The sequence below is a fragment of the Flavobacterium sasangense DSM 21067 genome, from assembly GCF_000686885.1.
Classification (GTDB): Bacteria; Bacteroidota; Bacteroidia; order Flavobacteriales; family Flavobacteriaceae; genus Flavobacterium; species Flavobacterium sasangense.
In genome coordinates, this window is the sequence record NZ_JMLU01000044.1 from 1 (window position 1) to 13,546 (window position 13,546).

Here is a 13,546-nt window from a genome sequence, read left to right on the forward strand (position 1 = left end):
TTTTTTCCTAAAGGAACTGACTTTAATAAAATAACAATTGAACAGCTTAAACAAGCTCAATTAGCTTTAAACAACAGACCTAGAAAGGTTTTAGGATACAAAACACCAGGAGAAATTATGAACCAAGAAATCAATAATTATGCAGCATAAAACAAGCCAATTTCGGAAATAACTTTTGGCTCTTGAAAAAGCCAAAAAAAGTTATTCTGAAATTATGCAAAATTGAAATAAAAAACTAAATTTGATATATTAACTAATTATTGACCTTGTTGCATTAAGGTCTTGAATCCGCCTCCTTTGTTAGGTTCGGTATCAAAAGTAATAGTTCCGTTGATAGAAAAAATGCGGTTTTCCACATTTTGCAAACCATTTTTTGTATGTAATTGATTTTGACTTCCTTTTCCATTGTCGGAATAGCTAATCTCTAGAAATTGACCGTTATTTTTAAAAGCAATCGCCACCAACGAACATTCGCTGTGCTTTTTCATATTTACCATGAGTTCTTGCAACACACGATATAGCGTAATTTTAACTTCGTCTTTTAATTGGATATCCTGTAATGCCGCAGTATTTAAAATTACATTTCTCGTATCTGAGCTGTAAGAATGAATCATGTGCTTCAATTGTTCTACAAAGGCTTCTCCTGTGCTAATTTGTTTATTTTCATTGGAAATATTGCGAGCACGTTGATAAATGGTATCTAAACTCTCTAACAAGGATTCTTTATTTTGCTCGTTTTCTAAATTCTGAGTTTCGACAAAGGCAATGGTATTGTGAACATCGTTAGCTAATTCGTCATGTAAACGTTTGGCAATTTTAGTTTCGGTAGTGTATTGGGTTTCTAAAATTTTGCGTTTATTTTTTTGAATTGTTAGGCGATAAAGCAAAATGAAAACGGCTACACTTAGTATTAATAAAACTATAAAACCATACATTTTATATTGATATGCTGTTTTTTCTGTTTCCGCTTTTTCGGAATCGTATTTGATTTTAGCAAATTGGTTTTTAGCTTGTTGTCTGGCTTGTTGCAAGCTGTCATTAATGTGAATATAAGTATCGTGATATTGGTTTTTTAGGTTGTTGTTAGTAGTGGTGGTAAAGAGAAGGTTTAACGCTTCTAATCGATCATCGGGAATAAATGCTTTTGTAGCTGAATGGTATGCTTTCTGAGTCCATTCTTTTGCGGTTTCGGGCTCTTGGTTTTTATAATATTCGGCTAAATGCATATAAGATGATACGATTTGCGAATCGTCATTATTGGCTTCTCTAATTGTTTTTGCTTTTTCTAGATAGGATAATGCCAATTTATCATTTAAGTGAAACAACGCAATTCCTTTGTTATCTAATATGCGAGCATAATCTAAAGGTGATTCTTGAAGGATTTTTTCGTTTTCTATTTCGGATAATAGACGAACCGCTTTTTGATATTCTTTTTGTTTGATGTATAAATACCCAATGTTGTTTTTTGAAATATAAACGGTTAATGAATCTTCGGTTATTTGAATTGCTTTTTCGAACATTGATTTGGCATCTTCATAGTTGGCTAGATGCATATAATTTAATCCTAATGAAATATAAGCATTGGTTTGATAAGGTATCGGAATAGTTTTATCAAAAAGCTTTATGGCTTGTGTAGTTGTGGCTTCACTTCCTATATAATCGCACTCTAAATTTTCGATGTGTGCCATTCGTAACAAGTTAAAAACAGCTCGTTTGGTATTGTTTTGTTCTTTGTTGAAGAGAAAAGATTGATTGTAATAATAATAGGCTTTTCGATATTGTTTCGTGGCGAAAAGATTTTCTGCTTGTTCTAAATTCGCATCAAGCGCAGGATTTTCTTCTTGGTTTTTACAAGAAGTAATTAGGAATAAGAAGGCAAGAAAACCAATTTTTAAGAAAGACATCACGATTGGATTATATCGCCCGAAAATAGGCAATTTCTTATAGTTTTAAAAATTTTTATGGTACAAGTTGCGTTGAAACTTTTAATTTTTTGTTTGATACGGAAATACGTACGGATTTCATATTGTAATCTTTTAATTTTAAAAATGTTATGCACTAATTGTCATTTATTAACGTTCTCCTATTAACCCAATCTTATTTATTATGAAAAACCAACATTTTTTACTCTTTGTAGTATTCTCATTGAGTTTGTTTTCTTGTAAAGAAAAGGAAGAAACTGCTAAACCTCAAGCTGCTACTGAAGAACGATTAGTTCCACCAATTCCAGAAGCCAATATTGTGGCAGATGAATATCGTATTACACCTACGAAGGATACGGTGATTTATCACAAATCGGGTTCTGTTATTTCGATTCCTAAGAATGCCTTTTTAGATGAAAAAGGGAATGTGATTACAACTCCTGTAGATTTAAAATTTAGGATGTTTTCTAATCCATTGGAGATTTATCTTGCGGGAATTCCTATGACATTTTCAAATGATAATGGTGAAGAAATGGTGTTTGAATCAGCTGGAATGTTTGAAATGAATGCTTTCAACAAAGGTAAAGCTGTAAATGTGAATCCAGAAAATAAAATCCAAGTGGATGTTGTTAGTTATTCTGAAGATACTAAATTCAATCGTTATGATTTTGATTCGGAAAGTAATACTTGGAAGGAGTTAGGTAAAGATGTGGTTAAAACAACTACAAAAGAAAAGGAATTGGAGCAATTACCTGAAGTGCCTGAAGCTCCTCGTATTGCGGGTAAGTTTTCGTTTAAAGTTTTTGATAAGTTAAATGAAAATGACAAATTAAAAGAATACAGAGACGTATGGTTTGATCCTGTTGATGGAAAGAAATGTGGTTTTGATTCTAAAGATATATTGGTTAAAGATTTAAAGAATGGTACTTATGAAGTAACCTTTGTGCCTTGGGGTAAATTACCCGATACTATTAAAACAAAATGTATTTGTTATTTGAGTTTTAAAGATAAAGCGCAGTATTCAAAAGCTTTAAATAACTATAGAAAAAAATACGCTGGTTTGTTGTTTAAAATTCAAGCTACAAGAAAAACGATTGATGACGCTTGGTCTAATTACAATAAAAAACATATCGAGTATAAAGCCTTTTTTGCTAGAAAAGAGATTAAAGAACTCAACGGTGCGAGTAAAATAATGAGAACTTTAGAGGTGAATCAATTTGGATTAGTGAATTTAGATTATCCTCATGTGTATCCAAAGGGAGCTAAACTGGATGCTTCTTTTGTAGATGAAAATGGGAAACCAATAGTATTGAAGCAAGTTGTTTTGGTAGAACTTGGAGTAAATGCTTTGTATCGTTATACGAAAACGGTTCATTTTAATCCAGAAAGTCAAAATATTTTATGGGGAATTACTGAAGATGGAAAGCTAGCGTATTTTACCGCATCGGATTTTAAGAATTTAGAAGCCCGTTCAGGAGAAGTGGTTTTTAAAATGCGAGTTCATCCTGATGAATTGAAAACCTATGATGAGATTATGGCTGTTTTATTTAAGAGCTAAAATAAAAAGACCTTCAAACTAACTTGAAGGTCTTTTTGATTTTAATAATATAAAGTAAACCCCATTCCTTTGGCTAAGGTGTAATGCTTTTCGAATAATTCTTCTACAATATCGGTTACCTCATCATATTCTTGGCATAAGCCGAAGAACGGATTGTCGATAATGGTGCTTAGTATAGGAGCAGGGTTGCGATAGCCTGAAATGGAAATGGCTCCTGTGACATCTAAGAAGTATTGAGCGGTTTCGGAATCTAGATCTAATTGTAAGGTATTGGCAAAATGGATGCGTTTGTTGGTGAGTTTGCCTTCAAAGAACTCTGCTATTTCTTCTAGGCTGTATAAATAATTATCAATAATAATGTTGTTATCTCTTCCTTTGAATACCAAATAAATGATTTCGTAATCTCTGAAGTTTCGGTCTTCGTAAAGCAGTGTGCCTAGACTTTCTTCTAATCCTTCAATGCTGTCGCAGGTTTGGTACACGTTGGTGATGTTGTATTGCAGCGCTAATTTTTCTAGAGAAGGTAAGATGATACTAGATGTTTGGGAAGTGACATCAGGGACGCTTTCTAGGCAGAATAGTTTTGATTGCATTTTTTTTTTTACAAAGATATTGAATTTTTGGCACGTGTTTTTTTAACGCAAAGTATGCAAAGTTTTTTCGTAAAGTACGCAAAGACGTTGCATTTTGTTTGGCACGCGGATGAAACGGGTTTGCTTGCGCAAAACGCTGGTGGTGACGGATTTTTTATTACCTTTTGCCTTCGAGTGCCTCAGGCAACGGTTGAAGTAGTTCTTATTAGAGTAATGAATGGAGTTGCGTGGTTTTTTGAAGTGGATTGTGTTGAGGAGACTTTTCACATGATTTGGCACGCGGATGAAACGGGTCCGCATAGGCAGAGCGCTGGTGGTGGCGGATTTATATTTAAACACATAGTTGCATAGTTTTTTAAGTGGGTTGTGTTTAGAGGCGTTTTACTTGACATAGTTCACATAAGACTACACGACTAGTTTGTTATGCTGGTGAGCATCTCTTGAACTATGATGAGGATGAGAAAAAAATGATACAACTGATTACTTTGACTTTGTTCTTGCTCTTGTTCTTGATTTTTTCTTAAAATTTTAGTTTTATTTATTTACTGACATTCAAATGGTTGGAAAAGAGGTTAGGAGGAAAGTGTATTTTTTTTACTTTTTTCTTTTGAAAACGTTTGCAGAAATAAAAAATCGTTCTATATTTGCACTCGCAATACGGAAGTAGCGCGCGACTTATTGGAGAAATGGCAGAGTGGTCGAATGCGGCAGTCTTGAAAACTGTTGACTGTAACAGGTCCGGGGGTTCGAATCCCTCTTTCTCCGCCAGTAGAAATACAAACGGTACTAAAACCCACTAAATTCAACAATTTAGTGGGTTTTTTCTTTTAAGGTTATTCCAAATTATTCATTAAATCTCAAAGTTTAGGTGTCTTTCGAGGTGTCACTAAAAATTTAAAATTTAAGTGACTCCTCGCATCGAAAGCACCGCTACGACAAGGTGTTCAATAACATATTCAAAAAATGTACATCTTGTGTGTAGTTATTAAATCGTATAAATTTAATACTAACTTTAAGGTCACCAATAATGAACACATCCGTATCCATTCTCTTTTACATCAAGAGAGCAAAAGTCAACAATTTAGGAGTTTGTCCAATCTACACGAGAGTTACAGTGAACGCTAAACGATTTGAGTTTAGTACCAACAAATCTATTAATCCAGATAAATGGTCTTCAGAAGGTAGTAAAGTTAAAGGTACTTCTGAAGAAGCTAGAACAATCAATAGTCACCTTGATTATTTAAAAAATCAAATCTTACAAGCAGAAAAAAAGCTTATCAAAAAAGACATTAGTGTTTCTTCTGAGAATTTAAAGAATGAATTATTTGGTCTAACTGAAACCAAACGCATGCTTGTTCCCATCTTCCAAGACCACAACAACAAAATAAAAGAATTGGTTGGAAAAGAATACGCTCCAGGAACATTAGAACGCTACACTACTTCGCTCAAGCATACCATTGAGTTTATGCAATGGAAATACAACGTTTCGGATATAGATATTACAAAGATTGATCATGCGTTTATAACCGATTATGAGTTTTGGTTACGAAGCGTTAGAAACTGCGCAAATAACACAGCGGTCAAATACCTAAAGAACTTTAATAAAATTATTAAGCTTTGTTTGGCCAACGACTGGTTGGATAAAAACCCATTTGCTAATTACAAATCAAAAGTCAAAGAAGTTGAGAGAGTTTATCTAACTGAAGACGAAATTCAAAACATTATCAACAAAGATTTCAAAACAGAAAGACTTTCTCTAGTACGCGATATTTTCCTTTTCAGCTGTTTTACAGGTTTAGCATACATAGATGTCAAAAACTTAACAAAGTCGCATATAAGCTATGGAATTGATGGTGAGAAATGGATATTTACCCACCGCCAAAAAACAGAAAGTGCATCTAAAATTCCAATCCTTCCAGTTACACAAATGATAATCGATAAATACGAGAACCATCCACAATGCCATAATGAAGATAAGCTACTACCTATCCTATCCAACCAAAAAATGAATGCTTATTTAAAAGAAATTGCAGCTGTTTGTGAAATAGAAAAAGAGTTAACCTTTCACATTGCCCGACACACCTTTGCCACAACAGTTACGCTAACTAACGGTGTTCCTATTGAAAGTGTAAGTAAAATGCTAGGACATAAAAACCTTCGCACTACGCAACATTATGCAAAAGTCCTGGATAGAAAAGTAAGTGAAGATATGAAACTTTTAAAGGATAAGTTTGTTTATAGGGAAACTACTATAAAAAAATCGGGAGTTTTATAAACTTCCGATTTTTGCTTTCATCCTGATTGTTGTTCCTATATTGGGTTTACTAATAATTTCTAAAATAGCGCTAATCGTTTTACCCCTTTCTTGGATATTTTGTAAACCTATCCCTTGTTTTGTTGCACTCAAGTCGAACCCAATCCCATCGTCTTTAATTTCCAAAGCTAAATGATCATCATCTAATAAAATACTAACATGGCAAGTACTTGCATTAGCATGTTTTGAAATATTCAATAATGACTCTTGAACAATTCTAAAAATAGTAATTTTTATTAAACTGTCTATAGAATCCCAAGTTATCTCTGGCTTAATTTCAATAGAAAATTTAGTGAATCCAATCTCATTTTGCAAATGAATTAGATTAGAAAGTAAATTAGTATAGTCAAACTGTGTCTCATTAATTTCAGTATGTAAGTCATGTGAAATTGTTCTAATTTCTTGTTCTATTTCTTGAAGTAAATCCACGTAAACTAATCTTTTTTCTTTTATTTCTTCTTCATTATATTCATTAAGAAGACCGAGTTGCATTCGGGCACCATAGAGCTTATTCATTACACTATCATGTAATTCTTTAGAAATTCGATTTTGTTCAAGTTCTTTTGCTATACTCAACTTAAGCTGATATTCTTTTAATAAATCGAATATTTCTTCTTCTGCTTTTTGTTGTGCTTTTCTAAATTCAATTTCTCTTTTTTGACTTTTTATATATCGATAAATTATAAAAGAAACTAAAAGGAGTATCAATACAATGGAACCAATCAAAATGTAAGTGTTTTTAGTACTTAATAACTTATTTTCATCTTCTACAACTGATGTTTCATATTCTATTCGAGCATACTTATTTCTATTAATTCTTTGGGCTTTTGTCAAGCTGTCACTAATAGCAATATATTCTTTATCATAAAAAGTAGCATTTTTATAATCAACCTGTGAAAGTAATTGTAAGGACTTCTTTATTTCCTCACCCATTTTAAGCTTTTGTGCTAATTGAAGGGACTGATATAAATATTTAATAGATGAAGAGGTGTCTTTAACAATTGCATAATATTCTCCTAAATTTAATAATTGATAAGTAATATTGTTTTTAAAATTATTCTCTCTAGATAGATTTAAAGCCTCTTTAAAATAGTTGTCAGTTCCTTTCAATGATCCACCTTTCATATTTGAATAACCAATATTTCCGAAAACTAAAATATAATTGAATAAAGATTTTTGTTTCAATTTTGGAGTCAAAAGGGTTTTTAGAATTTGTAAAGATTTATCATACTGTTTTGTTTTTTCATAAATATTCGCTATATTAATGGAAGATTCAATATTATATAAATATTTTTTTTCAAGATTAGAATTTGTCCCATTAATATTATTGATTACATTTTTTGCAAGTAATTGATATTTAAGAGCCTCTTGATACTCTTCAAGTTTTTCAAAGTTCAAACCAAGTAATGAATATGCAACATAAAGCATTTCGGGATCATTTTCTTTTTTTAAATAAAGTAAGGCACTAGCTACTTGTGCTTCACTTTCAATGTAATTACCTTCAAAGAATAAAATATAGGCCTTTTTAAATAGCATTTTCCCAACATGATAATTTCTATTCAAAAGTCTATTGAGTTTTTCAGCTTTTTGATAATAGTAATAGGCACTATCTTTATGAGATATCTGATGATAATCACCTATGTAGGAATATGCTTTTGTTATCGAAATGGTATCTTTAGCTATAATGGAAAGACTAAGTACTTTTTGAGTTATATTATATGATTTTTTATTTTCATTATTGTAATAGTATTCATCTGACAAATCAAACAAAAATTTTCTATATGTTGAATCATTTCTGTTTTGACTTGAAATACTTACCAGAGAATCTAATAATTTTATTTTTTTAAAAGAGCTGTTTTTTTTATAACTAACTGATTGAAATAATGAAGAATTTACAATACCAATTTTATCTTTTTGGCATGAAAACACTAGGAACAATATTGTAAAATAATATAAAAATTTAAATTTTGTCAAGTTGTTTTTTTTCAAAAATATGAAAAAAAATTGACTATGTTTCATAGTCAATTTTTTAAATTTTTATCTGGGGTTTGTTAATGATGGGTTACCTTCCCTAGCAGTACTACTCGTTTGAATTTTGGTTTCTGGTGTTGTTTCAATTTCATCTGCGGTACAAGAATATAAGCTTACACATGTAATAGCTACTAATAATAGCTTAAATAAAAAATTGGTTTTCATAAAAAATCAGTTTAAAAATTAGAAATAGTTTCTTATGTCATGTCTTCTGGACACAACATTTCATTTGATTTTTCTGAAAAGAAGGGAAGTCTTCACAGCAGCGTTTTAATGTCTTTTCCCTACACTAAAACACCTATTAAAGCTTTAATATTCCGATTTTGGAATAGTCAAATTTATTAAGTTTAATCAATTGAAAATCAATTTATTAATCTTCTTTAGTAACTAGACTATCGATAAGAGCAACTGGTAGTTTTTTAATAATAACTCAACCGATTTTAGTTAAGATATTTTAAGAATAATGGTATCTATATTGGATTTATAGGTTCTAGAAAATGGAAGAACGATTTCATTATTTTGTAAATAGCAACTATTCTTGCCTAAGTTGATTCGGCTTACATGTTGAATATTAATAACATAACCATGATGGATTCTAAAAAAGTAAAACGGTAATAGCTTTTCAAAATATTTAAGAGTTTTATAAGCAGTTATTACTTTTCCGGATGTTAAGTAAAAATCAGTAGTATTACTATCAGCTTTAAGATAAATGATATCATTAGATTTTATAAAATTATAATCGCCATTAGATTTAATAGAAATAGTATCTTTATGAAGGGCCTTATGAGTTTTTTGATAGCGCAACAAACATTTCCTTAACTCATTGGGGTCAATCGGATTTAATAAATAGCCAGTAGCTCCTCTTTGATAAGCTTCAAAAGCTAAATCTTTCGTTGGGTTTAATATGATAAAAGAAGGTAGTTCTTCTAAAAATTCATGCAACTCACTCATTATAGAAAATGAAATAGCATTTATTTCATTTTGAGAAGTGCAAAGAGAGAGAAATACTAAATTGGGACGTAATTCAAGTATTTTATTAATGGCTTCTTTTCTTGAAGTGCAAACAGAAACACATAAAAATTCATCAAATTCTTTAATATGCTCTAAAATAGCATTTGTAAGTTCTGATTGATCAACTAATATATAAGAAAACTGCATTTTTTTTTGCAATTTATTTGGATTCAAAAAGTTGATTTTACGGTAAAACCGTAATTTTTTTAATTAATTTTAACTAATTTTGATATTGTTTGATAGTAAAGTGAGTCTAATGGATGTTAAAAATAAATCTCAAAAGTCTTTTTTGATTGTAGATGACCATCCAATTAATGTGGATAGTTATCACGCACTCTTAAAAAAAATAAAGAGGTATGAAAAGGCAAGTTATTTGTTTGCATATGATTGTGAGCAAGCATTTAATACAGTAAATAATAATTATTTAAATGAGAAAGCAATTGATTTTGCACTCATAGACATTAGTCTTCCTTCTTATGAAGATAAAAAACTATACTCAGGAAGCGACGTAGCTGTTTTCATAAGACAAAAATTTCCAAACTGTAAAATTATTATTATCTCTATGCACAAAGAACCTTTATGGGTAAATCAAATTATTAAAGAATTAAATCCAGAAGGTTTTATTGCTAAAAGCGACATTAATTATAAATGCTTTCCCGAAATATTTAAAAGTATTGAAGACAATGAAATATATTTGAGTCAATCGATTGTTTTAGCACAAAAGATATTGATTCAAAAAAATATCAATTGGGACAATTACGACAGCAAAATACTTCAATTAATTGCTGATGGAATTAAGACGATTAACCTACCAAAATTCATCCCTTTATCTTTAAGTGCAATTGAGAAACGAAAATGTAATATTAAAAAACAATTAGTTCTTGAAGATGCTACAGATAAAGAACTAATTGATAGCGCAAAGAAATTAGGCTTTATCTAACAAAGTTTAAAATTAAAAGGAACGCCTCTATATCTACTTATAGAGGCTTTTTTATATTATAATAAATCACACATTTTATGATTAAATATATGTAAAGCAATATGTTATTCAAATTTATTGTATCAAAAACACCGTAAAAAAAACTCCAAAACACCGTAATTATATATTTTTTAAACTTATTAATATTGTTTTTATTCTAAACAGTCAAAACACACAAATGAGAATAAAGCATATTTCTATAACATACTATAATAATTATTACAAATAAAAAAATAAATCAAATCATATTATAATGACAAAAAGCCATTTACTAGCATTATTACTAATTGTTTTATATCAATACCAAGGTTTTTCGCAAATAAAAATTAGCGGGCAAATTGAAGACAATAAGAATAACCCTATTGAATTTGTCGAAGTTCAGTTACAAAATAAAGATTCTATAATATTTAAAAGTGAACTGACAAATGCAGAGGGTAAATTTGTAATAGAAACCGAAAAAGGAGAATATTCATTGATTGTTAGACAATTAGGAGTGATTTATCACAAACAAAAGATAAATGTAAACCAAGATACATTTATAGGGATAATTAATATTACTGAAAAAGAACAGCAACTTCAAGAAGTTGTAATAATTTCAAAAAAGAAGCTCATGGAAAGAAAAGTGGATAGATTAATTTTCAATGTCGAAAATAGTATCTCCGCCTCCGGCGGTGATGCTATCGATGCCTTAAAGATTACTCCTAGTATTCGGATTCAAAATGACCAAATTTCCATGATTGGTAAAAATCAAATGGGTGTTATGGTCGATGATAAATTAATTCAACTTTCGGGTGATGATTTGATTAATTTCTTAAAAACAATTTCTTCGGATAATATAAAAAACATTGAAGTTATTACAACTCCTCCAGCAAAATATAGTGCAGAAGGTAATAGCGGATTAGTTAATATAAAATTAAAAAAATCTAAAAAAGACAGTTGGAATGCTTCTATAAATTCAGCATATCGACAAGCTACTTATGCAACAGGAAGTGTTGGGGGAAATTTTAATTACCAAAAAAATAAAATTTCAATATTTTCAAATGTAAACTCTTCAAATGGTGCTACCGCACCTATTGAAACTTCAAGAATATATTACCCAAATCAACTTTGGTCAAACAAAAGTGACCGAAAAGATTTTGTTAATAATATAAATGCTAGAATAGGAATTGATTATCAAATATCAAAAAAGGTATCTATGGGACTTCAGTATTTAGGCAGTAGTTCAAAACCAAATATAGATGAAAATAATTTAACTTCTATAACAAACAATTTAAATCAAATCAATTCATTTATTAAAACAGATGCTAATAATAAGAGAAAGAATTATGCAAATTCCTTAAATTGGCATACAGCATATGAAATTGATACTATTGGAACAAAAATTTCAATAGATTTTGATTACTTTAAATATAATAATGAAGATGATAGGATTTTTAAATCAAATTCTTTAGATTCATTTGGAAACATAACACCTAATACACATATATCTGCAAATAATAAAAATAAAAATTATTTTTCAAATTACTCTGGTAGCATAGATGTGGAAATGCCTTTAAAATGGGCAAATCTTTCTTATGGTGGAAAAATATCATTTAATAAAAACAATAGTGATGTTTCATATTTCGATTTAACAAATGGTAATCCAGTTTTTGATCAAAGCCAAAGTAATCAATTCAATTATGATGAAAATATAGTAGCATTATACTTCTCAGGAACAAAAGAAATATCCAAAAAATGGGAAGCGCAAATAGGTTTAAGAATGGAATCAACAATTACAACAGGTATTTCAAATACTTTAAATCAACAAAACAATAATAACTACACAAAATTATTTCCTACATGTTATATAACTTATAAGCAGAATGAAAATAATATGTTTTCATTAAACTACAGTAAGCGTATTAACAGACCCCTATTCTTTAGTTTAAATCCTTTTAGATGGTATAGCAATCAATTTTCATATTCTGAAGGAAATCCTTTTTTACAACCATCTTACACACACAATTTAGAATTTGTTTATACAAATAAGCAAAACTGGGAAAGTAAAATCTATTTTAGTAATACCAACGCTGGTATTTCACAAGTAACTTTTATTGATAACAATTCCAACATTCAAGCTACGCAATATTTAAATTCATTCAATACTACAATCATTGGACTATCTGAATCGTATACATTTGATAAAATAGAATTTTGGGAAAGTTATAATTCATTAGATTTAACTTACAACAAAACAAACTCTTTATTGAGTTTTACCAATCAAAAAAGAGAAGGGGTAAATACTTACTTTTCAACAAACAACACTTTTTTTATAAATAAACAAAAAACAATAATCTTGAACTTAAATTTCTGGTTAAGTCCAAATGGCGTAAGTGATTTAGATGAAAGCACAACATCTAATCAATTAGACATTTCTATGAAGTTTTTCTTTTTTGAAAAAAACTTACAATTAGCATTAATAGGAAACGATATTTTTAGTAGTAATAGACCAACTTACATATCATATTCTAACAATATAAAACAAGAGTATAATAATTATTATGACCAACGTTTCTTCAGACTTTCATTAACCTACAAACTAGGAAATAGTAAAATAAAAACTACTAAAAGAAAATTTAGTAACGAAACAGAACAAAATAGAATAAAATAAAATAAATGGCGGAAACCGAAAAGCCAGCAACGAGTAGGTATAATAAAAAAAATAATTATCATGCAAAATGAAAATTTAAAAAAACTGGCAAGTGGATTATCTACTAAATCAAACGCTAAGAAAGATTTAGAGTTGATTGCAGATTCACAAACAGCAAAAATTTGTAAATCGTCAGCAAAAAGTGGACTGATTTAGTTCAAAACTAAGAGAGTGTTTTCAAAAATTATTAACTTTGAAATAGTATGAAAACACCTAAGAAAAAAACAGCAGAGAATTTCATCAAAGACATTCGTAGAAATACACGAAGAATCTTTAGTTCCGAACAGAAAATCCAAATTGTAATGGAAGCTTTACGTGCAGAAATGTCAGTTGCAGAATTATGTCGTAAGTATTCAATTAATGAATCTCAGTTTTACAAATGGAATAAAGAGTTTTTAGAAGCTGGTAAAAAGCGTTTAGCAGGCGATACCACAAGGGAAGCCACAAGT

Annotated in this window: 11 protein-coding genes, 1 tRNA gene and 1 pseudogene; 9 read left to right on the forward strand and 4 right to left on the reverse strand. The window is 29.8% G+C overall.

Features of this window, described 5'->3' with window-relative positions; genetic code table 11:
* Nucleotides 1–150 (forward strand): annotated as a pseudogene (locus tag BP92_RS17525) (IS30 family transposase); the annotation flags it as partial.
* Between the two features lie 107 nt (nt 151–257).
* On the opposite strand, the gene BP92_RS0113195 reads toward BP92_RS17525, so the two are convergent.
* Nucleotides 258–1,904, reverse strand: coding sequence for a tetratricopeptide repeat-containing sensor histidine kinase (locus BP92_RS0113195; protein ID WP_026726470.1), 1,647 nt, complete (start codon nt 1,902–1,904; stop codon nt 258–260).
* 202 nt (nt 1,905–2,106) lie between these two features.
* Here BP92_RS0113195 and BP92_RS0113200 point away from each other — a divergent pair, with 202 nt between their 5' ends.
* A complete protein-coding gene (locus BP92_RS0113200; protein ID WP_150111940.1) occupies nt 2,107–3,480 on the forward strand; it encodes a hypothetical protein in 1,374 nt (457 codons plus the stop codon).
* Between the two features lie 41 nt (nt 3,481–3,521).
* Here the strand turns inward: BP92_RS0113200 and BP92_RS0113205 are convergent, their stop codons facing one another.
* Nucleotides 3,522–4,073, reverse strand: a complete 552-nt coding sequence (locus BP92_RS0113205; protein ID WP_026726472.1) for a DUF6642 family protein — start codon at nt 4,071–4,073, stop codon at nt 3,522–3,524.
* A 54-nt stretch (nt 4,074–4,127) separates the two neighbouring features.
* Between BP92_RS0113205 and BP92_RS0113210 the strand changes: the two genes are divergently transcribed.
* The 3 genes from BP92_RS0113210 to BP92_RS0113220 all read left to right on the forward strand — a co-directional run bounded on the left by BP92_RS0113210 (nt 4,128) and on the right by BP92_RS0113220 (nt 6,348).
* Nucleotides 4,128–4,424: a hypothetical protein gene (locus tag BP92_RS0113210; RefSeq protein ID WP_026726473.1), complete on the forward strand. Its 297-nt coding sequence runs from the start codon at nt 4,128–4,130 to the stop codon at nt 4,422–4,424.
* A gap of 329 nt (nt 4,425–4,753) precedes the next feature.
* Nucleotides 4,754–4,841 (forward strand) — tRNA-Ser (locus BP92_RS0113215).
* Nucleotides 4,842–5,100: 259 nt separating this feature from the next.
* On the forward strand, nt 5,101–6,348 hold the full coding sequence (locus BP92_RS0113220) for a site-specific integrase (RefSeq protein WP_026726474.1): 1,248 nt from the start codon (nt 5,101–5,103) through the stop codon (nt 6,346–6,348).
* Here BP92_RS0113220 and BP92_RS0113225 read toward each other — a convergent pair.
* A complete protein-coding gene (locus BP92_RS0113225; RefSeq protein ID WP_051604486.1) occupies nt 6,343–8,406 on the reverse strand; it encodes a histidine kinase in 2,064 nt (687 codons plus the stop codon). The genes BP92_RS0113220 and BP92_RS0113225 overlap by 6 nt on opposite strands.
* Before the next feature lie 456 nt (nt 8,407–8,862).
* Nucleotides 8,863–9,603, reverse strand: a complete 741-nt coding sequence (locus tag BP92_RS0113235) for a LytR/AlgR family response regulator transcription factor (RefSeq protein WP_150111941.1) — start codon at nt 9,601–9,603, stop codon at nt 8,863–8,865.
* Nucleotides 9,604–9,685: 82 nt separating this feature from the next.
* On the opposite strand from BP92_RS0113235, the gene BP92_RS0113240 reads away from it, so the two are divergent.
* The 4 genes from BP92_RS0113240 to BP92_RS0113255 all read left to right on the forward strand — a co-directional run.
* On the forward strand, nt 9,686–10,369 hold the full coding sequence (locus BP92_RS0113240) for a response regulator (RefSeq protein WP_026726477.1): 684 nt from the start codon (nt 9,686–9,688) through the stop codon (nt 10,367–10,369).
* Nucleotides 10,370–10,661: 292 nt separating this feature from the next.
* Entirely contained in the window at nt 10,662–13,058 is a 2,397-nt protein-coding gene (locus tag BP92_RS0113245) for an outer membrane beta-barrel family protein (RefSeq protein ID WP_051604487.1), read from the forward strand.
* Nucleotides 13,059–13,118: 60 nt separating this feature from the next.
* Complete coding sequence (locus BP92_RS17445; RefSeq protein ID WP_262486618.1) at nt 13,119–13,253, forward strand: hypothetical protein; 135 nt, start codon at nt 13,119–13,121, stop codon at nt 13,251–13,253.
* A gap of 47 nt (nt 13,254–13,300) precedes the next feature.
* Nucleotides 13,301–13,546, forward strand: a 246-nt coding sequence (locus tag BP92_RS0113255) for a transposase (protein WP_026726479.1), incomplete at its 3' end; no start/stop codon positions are given.

Coding starts and splice junctions, on each gene's coding strand:
- BP92_RS0113195 (WP_026726470.1), bottom strand. CDS start 1,904: ATGTCTTTCTTAAAAATTGGTTTTCTTGCCTTCTTATTCCTAATTACT.
- BP92_RS0113200 (WP_150111940.1), top strand. CDS start 2,107: ATGAAAAACCAACATTTTTTACTCTTTGTAGTATTCTCATTGAGTTTG.
- BP92_RS0113205 (WP_026726472.1), bottom strand. CDS start 4,073: ATGCAATCAAAACTATTCTGCCTAGAAAGCGTCCCTGATGTCACTTCC.
- BP92_RS0113210 (WP_026726473.1), top strand. CDS start 4,128: ATGCAAAGTTTTTTCGTAAAGTACGCAAAGACGTTGCATTTTGTTTGG.
- BP92_RS0113220 (WP_026726474.1), top strand. CDS start 5,101: ATGAACACATCCGTATCCATTCTCTTTTACATCAAGAGAGCAAAAGTC.
- BP92_RS0113225 (WP_051604486.1), bottom strand. CDS start 8,406: ATGAAACATAGTCAATTTTTTTTCATATTTTTGAAAAAAAACAACTTG.
- BP92_RS0113240 (WP_026726477.1), top strand. CDS start 9,686: ATGGATGTTAAAAATAAATCTCAAAAGTCTTTTTTGATTGTAGATGAC.
- BP92_RS0113245 (WP_051604487.1), top strand. CDS start 10,662: ATGACAAAAAGCCATTTACTAGCATTATTACTAATTGTTTTATATCAA.
- BP92_RS17445 (WP_262486618.1), top strand. CDS start 13,119: ATGCAAAATGAAAATTTAAAAAAACTGGCAAGTGGATTATCTACTAAA.